At 58.7% G+C, this 19,367-nt stretch carries 17 protein-coding genes; 11 read left to right on the top strand and 6 right to left on the bottom strand.

Annotated features, from left to right (window positions below):
- Nucleotides 1–6 precede the first annotated feature (6 nt).
- Entirely contained in the window at nt 7–1,173 is a 1,167-nt protein-coding gene (locus OHL21_RS19440) for a threonine synthase (RefSeq protein WP_263418963.1), read from the top strand.
- On the opposite strand, the gene OHL21_RS19435 is transcribed toward OHL21_RS19440, so the two are convergent.
- Nucleotides 1,148–3,103 (bottom strand): ABC transporter ATP-binding protein, encoded by a 1,956-nt coding sequence (locus tag OHL21_RS19435; RefSeq protein ID WP_263419908.1) that lies wholly within the window; start codon nt 3,101–3,103, stop codon nt 1,148–1,150. The genes OHL21_RS19440 and OHL21_RS19435 overlap by 26 nt on opposite strands.
- Before the next feature lie 67 nt (nt 3,104–3,170).
- Between OHL21_RS19435 and hemW the strand changes: the two genes are divergently transcribed.
- Both hemW and OHL21_RS19425 read left to right on the top strand, forming a co-directional pair.
- Nucleotides 3,171–4,307: a radical SAM family heme chaperone HemW gene (gene hemW, locus OHL21_RS19430; protein WP_263418962.1), complete on the top strand. Its 1,137-nt coding sequence runs from the start codon at nt 3,171–3,173 to the stop codon at nt 4,305–4,307.
- Between the two features lie 6 nt (nt 4,308–4,313).
- Entirely contained in the window at nt 4,314–5,351 is a 1,038-nt protein-coding gene (locus OHL21_RS19425) for a threonine aldolase family protein (RefSeq protein ID WP_263418961.1), read from the top strand.
- Nucleotides 5,352–5,579: 228 nt separating this feature from the next.
- On the opposite strand, the gene OHL21_RS19420 is transcribed toward OHL21_RS19425, so the two are convergent.
- Nucleotides 5,580–7,352, bottom strand: a complete 1,773-nt coding sequence (locus OHL21_RS19420; protein ID WP_263418960.1) for an ATP-binding protein — start codon at nt 7,350–7,352, stop codon at nt 5,580–5,582.
- Nucleotides 7,353–7,362: 10 nt separating this feature from the next.
- Nucleotides 7,363–7,755 carry a response regulator gene (locus OHL21_RS19415; protein ID WP_263418959.1) on the bottom strand — a complete coding sequence of 131 codons (393 nt, stop codon included), beginning with the start codon at nt 7,753–7,755 and terminating at the stop codon, nt 7,363–7,365.
- A 136-nt stretch (nt 7,756–7,891) separates the two neighbouring features.
- Between OHL21_RS19415 and OHL21_RS19410 the strand changes: the two genes are divergently transcribed.
- From OHL21_RS19410 to OHL21_RS19375, 8 genes are all read left to right on the top strand, one after another.
- Nucleotides 7,892–8,590: a winged helix-turn-helix domain-containing protein gene (locus tag OHL21_RS19410; RefSeq protein WP_147647706.1), complete on the top strand. Its 699-nt coding sequence runs from the start codon at nt 7,892–7,894 to the stop codon at nt 8,588–8,590.
- A gap of 9 nt (nt 8,591–8,599) precedes the next feature.
- A complete protein-coding gene (locus OHL21_RS19405) occupies nt 8,600–9,946 on the top strand; it encodes a sensor histidine kinase (RefSeq protein WP_263418958.1) in 1,347 nt (448 codons plus the stop codon).
- Nucleotides 9,947–9,959: 13 nt separating this feature from the next.
- Nucleotides 9,960–11,003 (top strand): phosphate ABC transporter substrate-binding protein PstS, encoded by a 1,044-nt coding sequence (pstS, locus tag OHL21_RS19400; RefSeq protein WP_263418957.1) that lies wholly within the window; start codon nt 9,960–9,962, stop codon nt 11,001–11,003.
- 86 nt (nt 11,004–11,089) lie between these two features.
- On the top strand, nt 11,090–12,085 hold the full coding sequence (gene pstC / locus OHL21_RS19395; protein ID WP_317889996.1) for a phosphate ABC transporter permease subunit PstC: 996 nt from the start codon (nt 11,090–11,092) through the stop codon (nt 12,083–12,085).
- A 1-nt stretch (nt 12,086) separates the two neighbouring features.
- Nucleotides 12,087–12,956 (top strand): phosphate ABC transporter permease PstA, encoded by an 870-nt coding sequence (pstA, locus tag OHL21_RS19390; RefSeq protein WP_263418956.1) that lies wholly within the window; start codon nt 12,087–12,089, stop codon nt 12,954–12,956.
- Complete coding sequence (gene pstB, locus OHL21_RS19385; RefSeq protein WP_263418955.1) at nt 12,957–13,715, top strand: phosphate ABC transporter ATP-binding protein PstB; 759 nt, start codon at nt 12,957–12,959, stop codon at nt 13,713–13,715. It abuts the gene before it with no gap.
- 113 nt (nt 13,716–13,828) lie between these two features.
- Nucleotides 13,829–14,494 (top strand): phosphate signaling complex protein PhoU, encoded by a 666-nt coding sequence (gene phoU / locus OHL21_RS19380; protein WP_263418954.1) that lies wholly within the window; start codon nt 13,829–13,831, stop codon nt 14,492–14,494.
- A gap of 67 nt (nt 14,495–14,561) precedes the next feature.
- The gene (locus tag OHL21_RS19375; protein WP_263418953.1) at nt 14,562–17,006 is read left to right on the top strand and encodes a hypothetical protein; all 2,445 of its coding nucleotides are present in this window, start codon (nt 14,562–14,564) and stop codon (nt 17,004–17,006) included.
- A 51-nt stretch (nt 17,007–17,057) separates the two neighbouring features.
- Here the strand turns inward: OHL21_RS19375 and nrdR are convergent, their stop codons facing one another.
- The 3 genes from nrdR to OHL21_RS19360 are packed head-to-tail and all read right to left on the bottom strand — an operon-like array spanning nt 17,058 to nt 19,354.
- Complete coding sequence (nrdR, locus tag OHL21_RS19370) at nt 17,058–17,525, bottom strand: transcriptional regulator NrdR (protein ID WP_263418952.1); 468 nt, start codon at nt 17,523–17,525, stop codon at nt 17,058–17,060.
- A gap of 18 nt (nt 17,526–17,543) precedes the next feature.
- Entirely contained in the window at nt 17,544–18,581 is a 1,038-nt protein-coding gene (locus OHL21_RS19365; RefSeq protein ID WP_263418951.1) for a lysylphosphatidylglycerol synthase transmembrane domain-containing protein, read from the bottom strand.
- Nucleotides 18,578–19,354: a lytic transglycosylase domain-containing protein gene (locus OHL21_RS19360; RefSeq protein WP_263418950.1), complete on the bottom strand. Its 777-nt coding sequence runs from the start codon at nt 19,352–19,354 to the stop codon at nt 18,578–18,580. The genes OHL21_RS19365 and OHL21_RS19360 overlap by 4 nt, the downstream gene beginning before the upstream one ends.
- Nucleotides 19,355–19,367: the final 13 nt, after the last annotated feature.

The following is a 19,367-nucleotide window of genomic DNA, read 5'->3' as shown; positions in this document are numbered from 1 at the left end:
GGAAGTATGCCGTCGATCAAGCATCTTGAATGTTCGCGCTGTGGCCACACGGCCAGCGCATCCGTTCCACAGAACGTCTGCCCGCAGTGTGCAGGCTCCTACTATGTCCGTTACGATCTCTCGGCGGCGAAAGGGCTTGCTGCTCGCAATCGTGTAACAGCGGACTATCCGCGTTCCACCGGTTTGTGGCGCTATCGCGAGGTTTTGCCGGAGGTCACGCCGGTTTCCCTCGGTGAAGGCTGGACGCCCATGCTGCCCAGCCGCCGCTATGGCAAGGTATGGGTGAAGGAAGAAGGCGCCAATCCCACTGGGACTTTCAAGGCGCGTGGCATGGCGCTGGCTATCTCGATGGCGAAGCATCTGGGCATCCGCAAGGTCGCGGCTCCTTCCGCGGGCAATGCCGGCGGAGCCATGGCGGCCTATGCTGCCGCCGCCGGGCTGGAAGCTCACATCTTCATGCCGAAAGATGTTCCCTTGTCGAACCAGGTGGAATGCCACATTCACGGCGCGCACCTCACGCTGGTGGACGGTCTGATCTCAGACTGCGGCCGCATCGTCGCAGAACGCAAAGACGCCGAGGGTTGGTTCGACCTATCCACGCTCAAAGAGCCCTATCGCATCGAAGGCAAAAAGACGATGGGCTACGAGCTGGTGGAACAGCTTGGATGGCGCTATCCCGCAGCTGTCTTTTATCCCACCGGTGGTGGTGTAGGGCTCATCGGCATGTGGAAGGCTTTTGAGGAGATGGAGGAGCTCGGGTGGGTCTCCGGGCCTCGTCCGAAGATGATTGCGGTGCAGGCCGCGGGTTGTGCGCCGATTACGGTCGCTTATGAAGCCGGCGAAAAATCATCGGTGATGTATCCCAATGCCCAGACCTTCGCTTCCGGCCTGCGGGTGCCGAAGCCATATGGCGACTATCTGATTCTCGACATCGTTCGCGCCAGCGGCGGTACTGTGGTTTCGCGGACTGACGATCAGATCTTTGCCGCGCTCTCCGATTGGGGCAAGAATGAAGGTCTGCTGCTCTCTCCGGAAGGCGCTTCGTCGATGGCGGCTTATGACTACCTGATCGAGACGGGCTTCCTGAAGCCGGAGGATGAGGTGGTGCTTTTCAATACCGGTTCGGGGAACAAGTACACCGACGTCATCAGCCAGCGGCTGGGGTTGGGATAACACTGCTGGGGGCAGTGTCCCCCAGTTCCTGATCCTTGTACTGCAACTGGTAGAGCTTCCAATACAGGCCTCGATGCGCCAGCAATTGCTGGTGCGTGCCCTGTTCGTGCAGATGGCCTTTGTGCATCACCAGGATGGTGTCAGCCTTCTGAATGGTGGAGAGCCGGTGAGCGATCATCACCGAAGTGCGTCCCGTGATCATACGGTCGACTGCGGAGCGCACCAGCAGCTCTGTTTCGGTATCGACGGAACTGGTCGCTTCATCCAGGATCAGGATGCCGGGCCGGTGAGCCAGCGCCCGGGCAAATGAGATCAGTTGCTTCTGGCCGGTGGAGAAGGTGGCTCCACGCTCCACGACGGGTTCCTGGAGTCCGTTGGAGAGGCTGCGGATGAAGGCTCCGAGATTGACGTCTTCGACAGCCTGCTGGAGCTGTTCGTCGGTGATCCACTCGCTGCCCAGGCGGATGTTCTGGGCAATCGTGCCGGTGAACAGGAATGGGTCCTGCAGTACGACGCCAAAGCGTCTGCGCAGGCGATTCAGATCCTGTAGCCGCACGTCTACACTATCAACCAGCACCTCGCCGCGCTGCACGTCATAGAAGCGCATCATCAGACTGGTGATGGTCGTTTTGCCCGCACCGGTGTGGCCCACGATGGCGGCGGTCTCATCAGGAGCGATGATGAAGGAGACCCCCTTCAGAATCCATTCAATCTGGGTGTCGGCGGCCAGCTCTTCGTCCGTCGCGGAGGAGACGAAGATCTGCTGCGCCTCGGTCAGGCGCTGGTAGGTGAACCAGACGTTGCGGAACTCGACTGCGCCTGAGTTGTCGCCCGCAATCGGCTGTGCAGGCGACTGGATCGCGGGAGCAGTATCCAGCAGCTTGAAGATACGTTCCGCGGCAGCCATGGCGGCTTGCAGGATGTTGTACTTTTCGCTGAGGTCCTGGATGGGGCGGAAGAAGCGCTGCGCGTACTGCATGAAGGCGATCAGTACGCCGATGGTGACAAAACCGGAGAGTACGCCGGCTCCGCCGCGCCAGATCACCAGTGCGATGGCTGTCGCTGAGAGCAGTTCGACGGCCGGATAATACAGCGCATAGGCAAAGATCGCGTCGGTCCATGCCTGTTTGTTTTCATCGTTGACGGCGGAGAAGTCGCGGAAGGCACGCTTCTCGCGATTGAACATCTGCACCACCGCCATGCCGGAGACGTACTCCTGCGTGAAGGAGTTGATGCGCGCGGTGGCGCCGCGCTGGCGCCGGTAGCTGTTCCGGACGTGATCGCGGAACAGCTTTGTACAGTAGATGATGGCCGGGATCACCGAGAGCGTCATCAGCGCCAGCAGGGGATTCATCTGCACCATCACGATCACAATGAACAGCAGGACGAAGACGTCCTCGAAGATAGCCAGCACGCCCGAGGTGAACATCTCGTTCAGGGCATCGACATCGCCGGTGACGCGCGTGACCAGCCGGCCCACAGGGTTGTGGTCGTAAAAACTGACGTCCATGCGCTGCAGATGCCGGAAGATCTGGCTGCGCATATCGAACATGACGCGCTGCCCGGTCCACTGCATCAGGTAGGTCTGCATGAACTCCAGACCGTAGCTCACCAGCAGCGCGATGAGATACAGCGCCGCGAGCTGCGAGATCCCGGTGATGGGGTCATGGCTCAGATAACGGACGATCCAGGCAGGCTTGTGGCCCGGCTCGGGAGACATGTAGGCATCGACGCCGACCTTGACCAGGAACGGCCCTGCGACATCTGCTCCAGCCTTCAACAAGATCGCCAAAGCGGAGATCAGGGCATGGCCCGTGTATGGCCGCAGATAGGTCAGCAAACGCCGCATCAGGCGTGAATCGAATGCTTTACCTGCCGGGTCGTCGTCATGTGCCGACTTTTTCTTCTTATCTTCTGCCTTAGCCGCCATCTGGATAGATTGTAGATGCGGAGCCACCCGTCTCCGGTTCACCCTTTCCGGTGAAAGAATAGGGAAGATGCCCCCTGTCGGTCTCTACCTTTCGGTCCCGTTCTGCCGTGCTAAGTGCAGTTACTGCAACTTCGCCTCCGACGCCTTCGGCCCCGCCCGGATGGATGCCTATGTGGACCGCCTTACCGAGGAGATCGCTCAGGCACCGGCAAAGGCTTCCGCTATCGGCGCGACGCTGCCCCGGGAGGTAGATTCGGTCTATTTCGGCGGAGGGACGCCGAGCCTGCTCTCTGCGGCGCGCTTTCAGCGCATCTTCGAAGCTTTGCGGACCGTTTTCTCGCTGCAGAGTGAGATGGAGTTCACGCTCGAATGCGCTCCGGGGCAGCTTGCGGACGAGACCCTCGCGGAGCTGCTTCGTCACGGCCTTAACCGTGTCAGCCTCGGGGTGCAGTCCTTCGTTGACCAGGAGTCACGTGCCGTCGGCCGGTTTCATACAAGGGATGTCTGCCTTGCCGAGATCGCCCGTCTACGCTCCGCCGGGGTGCAGGAGATCAATGTCGATCTCATCGCGGGCCTGCCGCACCAGACCCACGAGAGCTGGCGTATCTCTCTGGAGCAGACCGTCGCGGCAAATGTGCCTCACGTCAGCGTCTACATGTTGGAGGTTGACGAGGAATCCCGGCTGGGAAGGGAACTCATCGCCGGCGGTGTGCGTTATCACGCCCACCATGTGCCCGATGATGGCCTGGTGGCGGAGATGTATCTGGAAGCCTGTGAGTTCCTGGGGAACGATGGCATCCCTCAATACGAGATCTCGAACTTCGCCCGCCCTGGCCACGCCTCCCGCCACAACCTTAAGTATTGGAAACGTCTTCCATATCTTGGTCTGGGGCTGGATGCACATTCCATGCTGGGCGATTGGCGCTTCCAGAACACGGATGATCTGAACGCTTATCTCGAAGGCAAAGCATCGCCGGACCCGGTCTCCGTTTCGCCGCATGAGGCCTCAGAGGAAGAGCTCTTTCTCGGGCTGCGGCTGAATGAGGGGATTGCTCTTCCGGAAGAGGGGCCGATCGCTCATGTGCTGCGGCAATTGGTTCGGGATGGCCTGATGCAGGTTCAGGGAGACCGGGTCGCTCTGACGCCAAAGGGGCGCCTCCTTTCGAACGACGTCTTCACTGAGCTTCTTGGAGCCACTGCCTGAGACAATATGGGCATGGAGATGATCGAGCTTCGCAGCGACACGTTCACCAAACCCACCGCCGCTATGCGCCATGCTATGGCTACCGCCGAGGTCGGCGACGATGTCTATGGGGAAGACCCAACGGTCAACCGGCTGGAAGCTCGAGCCGCACAGGTCTTCGGTAAAGAAGCTGCCATCTTTGTTCCCACCGGCTCGATGGGCAATCTCACCTCCATCATGGTCCACACACGGCCGGGGCAGGAGGTTATCTGCGAATCGCGCGCCCATATTCTCGACTGGGAGATGGGATCGATGGCTTCCGTTGCCGGAACTGTGCCGCGCACTATCTTTGGAGACCGCGGCGTACTGACCTGGTCTCAGATCCGCGAGAAGATCGTTCTCAACACGGCGGCATACTATCGCGCGCGCACTGGGCTGATCGAGCTGGAAAACTCGCATAACATGGCAGGGGGAACAGTCACGCCGCTCGATGTTTTTGAGGAGATCTGGGCCGGCGCCAAGGAGTGCGGCATTCCGACGCATCTGGATGGAGCCCGTGTTTTCAATGCTGCTACCGCGCTTGGCGTTTCCGTCTCACGGTTGACCAGTGGCTTTGATACCGTCATGTTCTGCCTCTCCAAAGGCCTGGGTGCGCCTGTCGGATCGATGATCGTCGGCAGCCGCGCCTCCATCGACCGTGCACGCGTTATCCGTAAGATGCTGGGTGGTGGCATGCGTCAGGCCGGCGTGCTCGCCGCTGCGGGCTTGATTGCCCTGGAGGAGATGTCCAAACGGCTCGCGGAAGACCACGCGAACGCTCGTCTGCTGGCGGAGGCGATTGCAACCTCTCCAGCCGCGGAGATGGATCTTTCAGGCGTGCAGACCAATATTGTGATCTTCCGTTTGGCCGGCAACGGGGACGCCGCAGCCCTTGTTCGCCGCCTGGAAGCGAAGGGTGTTCGTTGCAGCGCCATCGGTCCACACGCATTGCGGCTGGTCACGCATAACGATGTCTCGCACGCGCAGTGTGAGACTGCGGCAAGGTTGATTGTGGAAGAGCTTTGAAATTAGAAAACCCAGGGCTAAAAGCCCATTTCTTCTAGAGCGAATAACGGTGGGCTGAAACCCACGTCTCCCACTAATTCGAGCTTTGCTGCACTGGGCACCCCATTCATCGCAACGCGATGAGTGGGAGATTCGCGCAGCGCGCGAATTGTTTTCTGGGTGGGAGCAGCAGGCTTCAGCCCGCTGGCCCTGGGCCTTTCTTTCGAATCAGAATAAAGGCCACGTTGCTTAGGCAGTCTCTGCCGGTGCCTGGACGACGAACTTCCGCGGCAGGGTTACGGTCACTTTGACTCCGGTCTCGTCGGGGAAGGCGGGGCTTTCGAGCTCGATCCGTCCTCCATGCTTGCTTAGAATGCCGCGGCTGACCCATAGACCAAGACCTGTGCCTCTTTCCCCCTTTGTCGAAAAGAAGGGTTGAAAGAGATTTCGCTGGGTTTGTTCGTCGATCGCCGGTCCGCTGTTGATTAGCGTGACCCGCGCCCCATCGCTCAGCGGGACCAGCTCCACGCGGACGGTTCCTCCGGGGTCTGCGGCTTCGTAGGCATTGGTGATGAGATTGGTGAAGACCTGGCGCAGTTCCGCGGGATATCCCTCTACCATTGCCGTCTCTGGCAATATCTGCTCCAGTGTCACCTGGGCTCGCTGAATCTTATATGCGATGAGCGTGATGAGATCCTGGAGCAGTTCCCGTAGCTCTACGGGCACTGGCGTGCGGGATTCGCGATAGAGAGAGAGCATGGCGCGGCTGATCTGTGTAACCCGCGATAGCTCCTGGTCAGCCATTTCCAGCAGGTGACGGCGTTCCTCTTCCTCATAGGAGTCGGTGCGCAGCAGATAGAGAATGTTTGCCACTGAGTCCAGAGGGTTATGAATCTCATGCGCGATGGTGGCCGCCAGCCTTCCGGTGACGGCAAGCCGTTCATTGGAGATAAGAATCCGCTGTGTCTGCTTCTCATGGGTGATATCGCGGAAGACAATCACCACGCCTACCATCAATCCCTCTGCATCGCGGATGGGCGCTCCTGAGTCGTCGATGTGAACCTCGGTCCCGTCACGCCGTCGCAGGATGGTGTGGTTCGCAAGCCCAACCACACGGTCCATGCGTTTGACCCTGGAGATCGGGCTCTCGAGGGGTAGCCGGGTCTCTTCGTTGACAATGTCGAAGACCTCTTCGATAGGTTGGCCGAAAGCTTCATCGATCGTCCATCCGGTTAGCTCCGATGCAATCGGATTCAGCATGGTCACCAGCCCATGTCCGTCAGTAACGATTACGCCGTCGCCGATGGAAACCAATGTCGTTCGCAGCCGCTGCTCTGATGCAAAGAGCTGATCGGCTCGCTCCTGCAGTGACGTCACCGATGTCTGGAAGCTGAGAGAGACACGGTTGAGCTGATGGTTCATGTAGATTGCGATCAATGTTCCGGTCAGAAGCGAAAGAACAAGCAGGTAGATTCTGGTGACGCGTGCGCGCTCCTGCCAAACCTCTACGCTCTGCTCCCGCAGAACGCTGGTCGTCCGCATCGTCTCGGAAAACTGACTGCGGATGGTGTCCATCTGCGCTTTACCTTGCAGATTTACCTCAATCGGGTTTTCAGCCTTACCGGTTCTTATAGCTTCGATCTGGAGATCGGCGAAGCCGTGCTTCCATTGCAGATACGAGTTTCGAAGATTGCGGATACGAGTGGTCTGAGGCGAACTGAGACCGGGGGTCTTCTCAAAGTCATTCAAGCGCTGGATAATCTCGTCCTCGTGGCCGCGATAGAGATCGAGAAATCGTTCGTCATGCGTGATCTGGTAGCCGCGGAGTCCAGTCTCCTGGTCGAGGATGAGCTTTTGCGCCTGCCCCAACCGCTGCAGGTTTCGGTCGATCAGTTGTAGCTGGTTCACCGCCAGGTTGGCCGAACGGATCTGCCACGACAGCACTCCGCTGACGATCAACAATGCAGCAATCGGCAGCAGAAATGTCAGGAGAAGGATCCGTCGAAATTCACGAATGTCCAATGAGCGGCACCTATTGCGGACTGCGTTCCGAGAACAGGCGCTTCAGATTCGCCAGCAATGCTGGCGCGCCTTCTCCTTTGGTCATATAAAGCGAGACATTCGCGGTTGCGTTTGCCGGCAGACCAACATAGGCAGAGAGTAGCAAAATAGGAAGGTCGGGACGTATAGCCCGCATCTGCCGTGCTACCTCATCTCCATCCATGCCCGGCATCGAGTAATCCAGAATCACAGCATCCACGGGATAAGCCTCCAGGAGAGATAGACCGGAGGGGCCGTCAGGAGCGCACAGCACACGGTAACCGGCGCGTTCCAGCAGCATGCTTCGAATGCGAAGCCCAACGGCTTCATCATCGACGCATAGAATTAAAGGCGAGCTCTGCATCAAGTGGACCTGTGTGCCCACACTACACCATCGCCTTCGTAGATGGCTTGTAAATCCGTTGCGAATCAACAGATCAGCTGAGCAGATTCACACTATTTTTGCATTCCAGGCCCTCGGTTGCGATAGCCTAAGGCCGAACACAGGAGAAAAACGCTCTGTGAGCCAGACCATCTTTCTGCTGGAAGACGATCTCGATATCCAGCGGCTGGTGCAGTACCATCTGGAGGCTGCGGGCTTCATCGTCCGGGCTTTCAACGCGGCTACCAACGTAGCCTCTGACGCTGAGCGGCAACCTCCGGCCCTCTTCCTGCTGGACATCATGGTGCCCGGCGGTGACGGTCTGGACCTCTGCCGTCGTCTGCGTTCCAACCCCGCGCTGTCGACGATTCCCATCATCTTCCTCACCGCGCGCGCCAGCGAGAACGATCGTGTGCTCGGTCTGGAGCTGGGAGCCGATGACTACATCACGAAGCCTTTCGGCACCCGGGAACTGCTGGCTCGTGTGAAGGCCGTATTGCGTCGCTTTGAACGTCCTACCGCGCCAAGCATCGTCAGCTTCGACAATATTGAGATTGACCAGGCTGCCATGCAGTTGAAGGTAGGCGGTCACCTGCAGACGACGACGGCTACCGAGTTTCGTCTGCTGGATTATCTGGCCCGCCACCCAGGTCGTGTCTTCACCCGCGACCAGTTGCTTGATGCTGTCTGGGGCGACGCCCGCTTCGTCACCCCGCGTTCCGTCGACGTCTATGTACGGCGAATTCGCGAGAAGATTGAGGCTGATCCGGAAAACCCGCGTTACCTTAAAACCATGCGCGGCGCCGGTTATCGTTTCGAAATGCCGAAGACCGTCTGAGGGAACGCCTTGAAGCGGACCATCACTGGAATTGCGGTGCTGCTGTGCGTGGTTACGGCTTTGGCCGCATTTGGCGCTGGTTGGGCTTTGTCCGGCTCGCCTGTGTGGCTGCGCTTTGTCACGCTCGCTGCCATTATGCTGGGCATCTCTTTGGTTGCCATCGCAATTATCAGCGGTGCGCTGCGAAGAGATGCCTCCAGCCTTCGTCTGGCTATTGTGGCGTCCACGCCGGAACAGCAGTCCAATCGGCCTGATCTGGGGGATTTTCAGGATCTCTGGCCTGCGTTTGACGCTGCTCGGCAGAAGATTCGTTCCCAGATTGCAGCGGTTGAAGAAGAACGGGCCAAACTCGCAGCCGTCCTGGACTCTATGCAGGACCTTGTCGTCGCTGTAGATTCGGCAGGGCGCATCCAGTGGGCGAATGAACCCATGCGCCGTGAGCTCGAAGGTGCGGTCCGCCACGGACAGGCGATTGTCCATACTATCCGCGATCCTGAGGTGCTGCTCTGCCTTCAGGTGGCGCTCGACGATGGCCTGGTGACACAGCGCCGATCTACCTCACTCAAGCCAGGTCGCATCTTTGAAGTCAACGCGGGTCCCATCCCCGGTGGCGGCGCTGTTGCGGTATTACACGACCTTACCCGCATCGAACAGGTGGAGCGTACGCAGCGTGAGTTCATTGCCAATGTCTCTCATGAACTGCGCACTCCGCTGACCTCCATCTCTGGTTACGTCGAGACCCTTCTGGACTTTGAGCGGTCACTGTCTCTTCAGTCCAGGGAGTTTCTTGAAACGATTCTGAAAAACGCCACTCGTATGACCCGGCTGACCGAGGACCTTCTGGTCCTGGCCCGGGTCGAGAGCGGTGAGAATCCCATCCATCCGGCGGTGGTCTCCGCCGAAAAAATGGTTCGTGACGCTGTCGCCTCTGTCCGCGGGATTGTGCGCGATGCCGGTGCCAAGCTCGATCTCGGCGTCATGGACGATGTCAATGTCATGGCGGATGCCGACGCCACGACCCAGGTGCTTTCCAACCTGATCGAGAACGCAACGAAGTATGGCCGCGCTACAACCGGAGAGCCGGCACGGATTGAGGTCTCTGTGGAACAAAAAGGGGGCTATGCGGAGTTCCGCATCCGGGACTGGGGCGCGGGCATCGCTTCAGAGCATCATGAGCGCATCTTCGAGCGCTTCTACCGTGTAGACAAAGCCCGTTCCCGCGAGACGGGTGGTACCGGTCTCGGGCTCGCCATCGCGCGCCATATCGTGATGCAGCATGGCGGAAATATCTGGGTGGAGAGCCGCCTCACCCAGGGAAGCACCTTTGCGTTCACCCTGCCTGCGGTGCAGGGCTGATATGGTGAGGGGTGTGCGCTCCGCTGTACCCATTCTGCTCACATTTGCCCTGCTGACTGGCTGCAAATCGCCGCAGCAGACGGGTGCTCCTGCTGCAGACCCAGGCATGCTGACGATCAATGGCGCTGGAGCCAGCTTTCCCAACCCCATCTACTCAAAGTGGTTTGCCGAGTACGGCCGGCTGCATCCGGGCGTACGTATCAACTACCAGCCGATCGGCTCCGGAGGTGGTATCCGGCAGGTCTCTCAGGGCATCATCGATTTCGGCGCGTCCGATAGTCCTATGAGCGATGCCCAGTTGCAGCAATCGTCCCATCCACTGCTGCATATCCCGACTGTGCTCGGAGCAGTAGTCCCGGTCTACAACCTGCCTGGCATCTCCGCGGAGGTGCGGTTTTCTCCGGAGGTACTGGCGGGGATATATCTCGGTTCGATTACCTACTGGGACGACCCGAAGCTCATTGCCGATAATCCCGGTGTGAAGTTTCCGCATGAAGAGATTCTCCCGGTGTATCGTTCCGATGGCTCCGGCACGACCTTCATCTTCACTGATTATCTTGCCAAGGTGAGCCCGGCCTGGGCGCAGCAGGTGGGTAACTCTACTTCGGTGAAGTGGCCGGCCGGCATTGGACAGAAGGGCAATGAGGGCGTTGCCGGCATGGTGCGTGAGGCGCCTTACGCCTTCGGTTATGTGGAACTTGTCTATGCCTTGCAGAACCACATGACCTTCGGCCTGATACGGAATGCTGCAGGGCAATGGATCAAAGCCAGTCCAGCGGCGGTTACAGCCGCCGCTGAGGCCCAGGCGGATACGATTCCTGCTGATTTCCGGGTTTCCCTGGCGAATGCCGGCGGAACGGCCAGCTACCCCATCTGCTCATTTACCTGGTTGCTCGTTCCACAGCAGTCGGCTGACCCTGCCAAAGGCAGACAGCTGCATGACTTCCTGCTCTGGATGCTCGCGGAGGGAGAGCAGGAGGCCGCTGCTATGGGTTACGCTCCTTTGCCTCGCCCTGTAGCAGAGCGTTTAAAAAATGTTGTGGCCAGTATCCGGTAATAGACGCAAAGCCTTATTAATCAAGCTGTTCATTCCGCGTTCACACATATTCCAGATACTCTAGGAAGGGGATCGGGAAGAGCCGGGTGACGACACAACACTCAGAGATGGAGGAGGCACGGGCTGCCTCTGAGATACGCCGCTTTTTGATGCAGCGGGGTAGTGGTGCTGTGGCTGACCGCACCTTTGCGGCTCTGATGTTGGGTTGTGCGTTGAGCATCTTTGCTATCGTTGCCCTCATCCTGGGAATTCTGATCCTGCGCTCCAGGCTCAGCCTGCATGAGTTCGGTTTCAGTTTCTTTCTGCGTTCAGACTGGGATCCGGTGCGTGGCAGCTTCGGTGCGGTTCCGTTTATATGGGGAACGCTGGCCTCAGCCTTCCTGGCTCTTTTGATCGCAGTGCCGCTGGCGCTCGGGGTGGCGATCTTTATCAACGAGATGTGCCCCCGTGCTCTGCGCACGCCGATTGCGTTTCTTACGGAGCTCCTGGCTGCGATTCCTTCAGTGGTCTATGGTCTGTGGGCCATCTTCGTGCTGGTGCCAATCATGCGCCGCAGTATCGGCCCGTTTCTGAAGAAGTTTTTCGGCTGGACAGGTCTTTTTCATGGCCCGAACTTCGGCATCGGTCTGCTGACGGCCAGCATCATTCTGGCGATCATGGTGTTGCCGGTCATCTCCTCCATCGCGCGCGACGTCATGAAGGCGGTGCCCAACACACAGCGTGAAGGTGTGCTGGCGCTGGGAGCCACCCGCTGGGAGATGGTGCGTATCGGTGTGTTGCGCAATGCGCGCATCGGGATTGTCGGGGCCGTGATCCTTGGACTTGGCCGCGCTCTCGGCGAGACGATGGCGGTCACGATGGTGATCGGGAACCATGCGGCAATTCCAAAAAGTCTCTTCGCGCCCGCCTATACGCTGGCCTCTGTTATCGCGAATGAGTTTACTGAGGCGACAGGCGACCTTTATCTGAGCGCGCTGATTGAGATCGGCCTGGCGCTCTTTCTCGTCACCATTGTCGTAAATGCCATTGCCCGCCTGCTCGTCTTCATGGTGACGCGCGGCAACACTGCGAGGGCGGTGTAAGGTGCCTCTTCGTCCATCGCGTGCGAATGTTGGCCGCCGGCAGGCGGCCAACCACCTGTTTACCGTTCTGGCGATATTGAGCACGGTGCTGGTGATCGCTCCATTGTTCGCCATCCTGGTGTATCTGCTCTTTCAAGGGGTACGTTCACTTAACCTCGCGTTCTTTACGCATCTGCCGCGGCCTGTAGGAGAGCCCGGAGGCGGTATGGCCAACTCGATCGTCGGGTCGGGCATCATTCTGGGCTTGGCCAGTCTTCTTGGGATCCCGGTTGGTATCGGTGCAGGTATCTACCTGCATGAGTATGGCGGCGGCAAGACTCTGGCAAATGCGATCCGCTTTACCGCCGATGTCTTGAATGGCGTGCCATCCATCGTGATGGGCATCGCGGCGTATTCGCTGATTGTTGTTCCGCAAAAGCACTTTTCGGCATTTGCCGCGGGCGTGGCGCTGGCCATCATGATGGTGCCGACGGTAACGCGTACTACCGAAGAGATGCTGGCAACGGTGCCCAATGCGGTTCGCGAAGCAGCGTTGGGTCTAGGTATCCCCAAGTGGCGCACGGTGATCACGGTCAGTTTGAAGACGGCCTCTCCCGGCATCATCACCGGTTGCATGCTTGCGTTTGCGCGTGTTGCCGGCGAGACGGCGCCTCTGCTCTTTACTGCCTTCGGCAACCAGTTCTGGCCCACCAGCCTGAATGAGCCGATTGCAGCACTGCCGCTCCAGATCTTTGTCTATGCCGTCTCGCCGTATGACGAGTGGCACCGTCTGGCCTGGGCCGGGGCTCTGGTGCTGATTGTGATGATTATGGTCTCCGTCACGCTGGTCCGGGTGGTGGCCGGGCGTGGCATGCTCAAGGGAGGGCACTGAGTGGGCGTCGGTATTGAAGTCGAAGACCTGAATGCGTGGTACGGCCAGACGCACACGCTGAAGGGCATCAATCTGAAGATTCCCGCCAACTCGGCGACGGCGCTCATCGGGCCGTCCGGCTGCGGTAAGTCCACCTTTGTGCGCTGCCTGAATCGCATGCATGAGACCAATCCTGTCGCTCGAGCAGAAGGTACTGTTCGCGTCGGCGATGTTGATGTCTACAAGGATGCTTCTCCGGTTGAGATTCGCCGCCGCATTGGCATGGTGTTCCAGCGGCCGAATCCTTTCCCGACGATGTCAATTTACGACAACGTTGCCAGCGGTCTGAAACTGAATGGCTTCCGCAATAAACGCGTGCTTGATGAGGTCGTGGAGCGTTCGCTGCGACAGGCGGCGCTGTGGGACGAAGTGAAGGATCATCTGAAGTCCAAAAGCGGAGCCTCGCTCTCCGGCGGTCAGCAGCAGCGTCTCTGTATTGCTCGGGCGATTGCCGTTGATCCTGAAGTGTTGCTGATGGATGAACCCGCGTCTGCGCTTGATCCGGTCTCGACCGCGAAGATTGAGGACTTGATCTTTCAACTGAAAGACGAGTACACCATCGTCATCGTGACCCACAATATGCAACAGGCGGCGCGTGTGGCAGAGAAAACAGGGTTCTTCTTAAGCGGACATCTTGTCGAGTTCGATTCGACTCACAAAATCTTCACAAACCCGAGCGACAAACGGACCGAAGATTACATCACGGGCAGGTTCGGCTAGAGCATTTCTCCTAAAGATGCAGAACGGAGGCATGACTGTCTGCGCCGTTTTCCCGCGAAGAAAACGGCATTCGCAGGTTTATCCAAAGTTACAGTATTAGGAGAAGTGCTCCAATGCGTATTCGGTTTCATCAGAGTCTCGATGAGTTAAAAGAAAAGCTGCTGGTCATGGCGGGCATGGCTGAGCAGGCGATTCAGCGTGCCATCGAGGCATATCGCACGCGTGATTTGGAGATCTGCGAATTGGTTTTCAAGTCGGAGCCGGCCATCAATCGGCTTGAGCGCGAGATCGACCAGGCAGCACTCGATCTGCTGGCGATGGAACAGCCCATGGCCATTGATCTTCGGTTCATTCTTTCTGTCATTCGTATCAACGCGGATCTGGAGCGTGTCGGTGACCAGGCCGTGAACATCGCTGTCCGCGTCCGAGAGATGGGGGCTTATTCGAATGTCGACCTGCCGGTGGACATTCCGCGTGCCGCATCCCTCGCTTCGGCCATGGTCCGCAAGGCTCTGCAGGCCTTTATCGAAGGCGATGCTGAACTGGCGCGTTCGGTGCTCGCGATGGACGACGAGGTGGATGCGATGAACGACGCGGCCTTCACCGCGTTGAGCGCGCTCATCAAGCGTCAGCCAGAACTGACACCGCAGGCCCTGAATGCATTGATCATCTCGCGCAACCTGGAGCGGGTTGGGGACCACGCAACCAATGTTGCCGAAGACGTGATTTTCTGGGTACGGGGCGCCGACGTTCGGCACAAAGGTTCGGTAGCAAGCTAACTGACTTGCTTTGTGCAAGTTCCATGTGGATAACCATCCGAGGGTCTGGTCGATCTAACCTAGAACGATGAGCCTGTTTGTTCGACTCCTCTCTCTTGCCGCACTCTGTGCTGCTACCGCGGTTCAGGCGGACCCTGCCCGCTTCGATCTCACGGGACCCAAAGTCGATATCCGTGTTACACGCGGCAGCCGCACGCTCCCGATTGCGCAGGTTGCGAACCTGCAGCCTGGGGACCGGCTCTGGTTACGTCCCGAGCTGCCGGAATCTCAGTCGGTGCATCTGCTGCTGATTGCGGCCTTTCTGCGGGGAACCACCAACCCGCCGCCAGATGACTGGTTCACCAAGATCGAAAGCTGGAACAAGAAGGTTAAAGAAGAGGGCGTCTTCGTCACTGTGCCGAAAGAGGCGCAGCAGGCGCTGCTCTTTCTCGCTCCTGAGACGGGTGGGGACTTCGGAACGTTGAAGTCGGCTGTGCGCGGCCGCCCCGGCATCTTTGTACGCGCCTCGCAGGACCTGACGGAGCTTGGCTTCGAGCAGGCCCGTATTGAGCGTTACCTGGCTGGGATGCGCCAGATTCCGGCGACGAACGATGCCAAGCTGCTCTCGGACCGCTCAGAGGCGTTGGCGCGGACACTCGCTCTCAAGCCCAACTCCGATTGCTTCAACCAGCCCGCGGATCAGCAGGTCGTCTGTCTGACGCAGAGCGGGAACCAGACCCTGCTCGATGATGGCCACGGCGCCAGCATCGTAACCGAGCTAGCCAACAATGGTGGCGCCGACCTGGCCGGCGCCGCGGCTTCGACCGCTCCATTCGGCGGTGGCGCTTATAGTGCGTATGTCGGCGCGGTAGTCGATCTGACCAAGCTGCTGACGAACATGCATACCGCTCAATACCAGTACATTCCTGCGGTAGCGTTTCCTGATACGGATCACTTCAATCTCCGTCTCAATGCCGCTCCCTCGTTTCACAATCCGAAGTCAGTGATTGTGATTGCCCTGCCAGGCATCCAGCCAACGAAGTTGCCTCCGCTACAGCCGGGCAATCCAAAGGAAGTGACCTGCCTGCTCAAGCCGGAGGTCGTGTTGCACCTGCAGAATGCGCCGCTGGTCTTCTCAACCGGCATCGCGCATGACCTGGTGCTGCATGTAAATACTCCGGAAGGAAGAGATATTCCACTGGTAGCCGATGCCTCCAAGGGCGGGCTGGTGCTGACCTCCACGGCAGAGGATGGCAGGCGTTCCATGATGGCGGATGATACGTCAATGGTATCCAAACCCGCATCGCCAGGGGCGGGGCTGACCGGCACGGTTCATGGGCAGTGGGGCTTCGATTCCTTTGACGGACCAACTCTCCCGCTGCAGGACGAACCCGGCAAGGGCTGGAAGCTGGTCTCGGAAGATGGCGTTATTGTCGGGCGCGAACACTCCTTCGCGCTTGCTTCCACGGGTATCGGTTGCGTTGAGAAAGTACAAATCGTCAGCGGTCCGAAGAAGATCAATGCGGACTTTCATCCCGGAGATCAGCCGAAGCAACTTGTGGCCAAGGCAATGCTTAAAGACGTGAATCCGGGCGATCTACGTATCGAAGTAGAGCAGTACGGTGAGCAGCAGCCACAGGAGGTGGAGACCAAGGCGTACAACGAAGCGGCGAAACTTACCTCGTTCAAGTTGCACGCCGGTGACACATCCGGAGTATTGGAAGGTAGCTCGCTGGATCAAGTGCAGTCCGTAGAGCTAAACGGCGCTACCTTCACGCCGTCCGGTGAGCCCGGCAGCATATTGAATCTAAGCCTGCCTAAGGATGCCCCTGCGCTGAAGGTCAAGCCGGGTGAGACAACGACAGCGCATGCTCATCTGAGAGATGGAAGGACGGTTGATGTTCAAGCCTCAATTCTGGAGGCGCGTCCAACCGTCACACTGGTGAACCGGCACATTACAGCGCCCAATGGCGGCGCGCCTTCCATTCGGTTATCGAATAAGGACGATCTTCCTCTTTCGGATAAGCTCACGTTCTTTTTGAAGGCGAATGGCGCCTTTCCTCGCAGCCAGAAGATCGAGGTTGCGACCAAAGATGGCTCCTTGAAGACGATGCTGAGCTTTGACGATGGAACGCTGGTGCTGCAGGATGCATCTACGGCGATTGCGAACCTTGATCCATCGAAGGCGCTGGGAGCCTCGGCCTTCGGCAAGTTGCAGTTCCGCGCTGTAGGGGCAGATGGTTCTCAGGGAGATTGGCAGCCGCTGGCGACGCTGGTGAGAACGCCGACGCTGAAAGAGATTCGTTGCCCGGTGGACGACACGAAGGCTTGCCGCCTGGTTGGCAGCAGTTTGTACTTGCTGAAATCTGTGGCGGCGACCAGCAAGTTCGACAATGCCAAAGAGGTTCCACCGGGTTTCGGTGACAGCCAGCTTGAAGTGCCACGCCCGTACGGAACCGTGCTCTTCGTCAAGCTGCTGGACGACCCCGAAGGTGTCAATGCAGTCGCATTGCCGGTAACGCCGGAGTTCTAAACGAAGAAGGGGCACGGCCACACCGTGCCCCTTCACGTATCCGGAAATAAATCAAAAGGAGCGCTTCTCGCGATGAAGAAGCTGTTCCAGCTCTTCTTTGAACTCTCCCACGTCTTTGAAGTCGCGGTAGACGCTGGCAAAACGGATATAGGCTACAGTATCCAGTTCTTTGAGGCGAGACATGATGAGTTCGCCAACCTCGGAGGTGGTGCGCTCGCGCTCCGGTGAGTCCACAACATAGGCTTCGGTCTCATCGACGACGCGTTCCAGTTTTGCAGCCGAGACCGGGCGCTTTTCACAGGCGCGCAGAATGCCGGAAAGGACCTTCTGCCGGTCGAACTTCTCGCGGCGGCCGTCTTTCTTTACGACCATGTAGGGAATTTCGTCGATGCGCTCGTAGGTGGTAAAGCGCTTGTTGCAGCGCTCACATTCGCGCCGTCGACGTATGGAGTCGGCTTCTTTGCTTTCGCGGGAGTCAACGACCTTGTCTTGCGTAAATCCGCAGTAGGGACACTTCATCGGGATAATTTGATTTTATCAAGCGGATGTCTCGGCTGCGTGCTCACTGGCCTCGGCAACTTTACCGATAGAGACGCTTTCGATCCGGGAGAAGACCAGGCCGACGGGAATAATGCTGAGCGAGGTCACAATCAGAAGCAGCGCTCCACAGGCTGTGGCAGCCTCGATCGGCACGCCATAAAACGCCTGCATGGAGGCGGCTGTGGCGGCAATCTGAGTAAACCAGCCAATGACAGGAAGCTGCAGCAGCGATCCGCCGAGCGATGCAGCCATCAGCAGCATGACACTGGCAAAGGTGAGTGTTCCCAGCTGCGGCGTATGGACAAAGGCATGTCCCGTCTCCAGGTACGCTCCGGCGATCATCGCCCACATGACGATGGAAAGAATGATGGTGACCACGAGTGAACCAACGCTGGGAATTGCACCTAATCCTTCACGAAAGCCAAGAATCTTTTCCGCCACGGTTTCACCGAGCCCCTCAGAGAGCCTGCCAAGAATTGCTTTGGCCATGGCTGCCAGTGCAGAACCGGCGATCCGGATGGCAATCGCAAAGATGGCGATTGCCATGGTCGCCGCAAGCGAGAAAGCACCTACCCGGACAAAAGTCTCGTGGTGTGGCATGTTCTTTGGCAGAAAGAGCAGTGCGGTCGAAAAGACCAGGGCTGCCGATCCCAGGTCAAACATGCGCTCCAGGGTATAGATCGCGATCTGAGGCGCGATCGAGGTCTTGGTGCGCCTCGCAATGATGTAGGGCCGCGACAGGTCAGCCAGGCGCCCGAAGATGGCCACCGCGGTAAAGCCGATAAAGTGCGAGCCCGTCAGCGAGAGCGGCGAAACCTTGCGGAGTTTCCCCAGCAGAATGGTCCACCGCCAGGAACGGAAAAGATAGGTGCCCCAGATCAGGCCAACGCCGGCAGCGACATGTCTGTAGTCGATTAAGCGAAGCTGGCGCACGAAGAGGCCGAAATCGAAGTGGATCTTCGAGCGAAAAAGATAGATCAGGATGGCAAGAACTGCGAGTGCTGCCAGGGAGGCCGGAGTTTTCTTGTCCTTCATTGAGCTTGGGCCTGTGCCGTTGCGTTGCGGGTCTCCGCCTCGAGTTTACGCCGGTTGAATTCGCGGATGACGCGGGCTACGTAGGCACGGGTCTCCCGATAGGGAGGAATGCCATGATAGCGATCCACCGCTCCAGGTCCGGCGTTGTAGGCCGCCAGCGCCATGGCCATATTGTCGTGATAACGGGTCAGCAGCGCGTCCAGGTAGGCTGAGCCGCCATTGACGTTTTCCCCGGGATGGAAGCTGTTGTGTACGCCGAGCTCGCGGGCTGTACCGGGCATAAGCTGCATCAGTCCCTGCGCTCCAGCGCGGGATACGGCAGCGGGCTGGTTGTTGCTTTCGGCACGAACTACCGCGGCCAGAAGGTCAGCGTCAACGCGATGTGCTGCCCCAGCCGAGGCAAGCAACTGGTGCAGCTCAGAGGCGGTTAGAGCATTTTCCCTGCGGGTGTCGTGTAGGGCTTCCGCATCTATGGGCGTTTTCCGCAATGAAAACGCCGCTGCACGCTCTAAAGATGTCTCGTCTTTCGTCACCGTCTCTTTCAGCTCCGTTCGAATAGACGGCGACGGGAGCTCGAAGAACTCAGCCTGAGCGATGGCTTCCTGTGGAACCTCCAGATAGCTCTGCTCGCTGGTGTAAAGCCGGACCCGGCCAGGCTCAGCCGCTGCTTCACGGCGGACACAGTCCAGCGTAAAGCCTGTACGCAGTGTGATGTGCTCGGCAGCGAAGGCGGTAGCGCTGAGCAGACAGAGACTTAGGACACGGACAAACACTTGGTTAAGCCTA

Source organism: Terriglobus albidus (genome assembly GCF_025685425.1).
GTDB classification, from domain to species: Bacteria; Acidobacteriota; Terriglobia; order Terriglobales; family Acidobacteriaceae; genus Terriglobus; species Terriglobus albidus.
The sequence above is the reverse complement of the archived record's forward strand: the minus strand, read 5'-3'. Positions and strand labels throughout refer to the sequence as shown.

Excerpts from the sequence above, each read along its gene's own strand:
- OHL21_RS19425 (WP_263418961.1), top strand. The coding sequence starts at position 4,314 with ATGGGCATGGAGATGATCGAGCTTCGCAGCGACACGTTCACCAAACCC.
- hemW (WP_263418962.1), top strand. The coding sequence starts at position 3,171 with ATGCCCCCTGTCGGTCTCTACCTTTCGGTCCCGTTCTGCCGTGCTAAG.
- OHL21_RS19435 (WP_263419908.1), bottom strand. The coding sequence starts at position 3,103 with ATGGCGGCTAAGGCAGAAGATAAGAAGAAAAAGTCGGCACATGACGAC.
- OHL21_RS19365 (WP_263418951.1), bottom strand. The coding sequence starts at position 18,581 with ATGAAGGACAAGAAAACTCCGGCCTCCCTGGCAGCACTCGCAGTTCTT.
- phoU (WP_263418954.1), top strand. The coding sequence starts at position 13,829 with ATGCGTATTCGGTTTCATCAGAGTCTCGATGAGTTAAAAGAAAAGCTG.
- nrdR (WP_263418952.1), bottom strand. The coding sequence starts at position 17,525 with ATGAAGTGTCCCTACTGCGGATTTACGCAAGACAAGGTCGTTGACTCC.
- OHL21_RS19440 (WP_263418963.1), top strand. The coding sequence starts at position 7 with ATGCCGTCGATCAAGCATCTTGAATGTTCGCGCTGTGGCCACACGGCC.
- OHL21_RS19375 (WP_263418953.1), top strand. The coding sequence starts at position 14,562 with ATGAGCCTGTTTGTTCGACTCCTCTCTCTTGCCGCACTCTGTGCTGCT.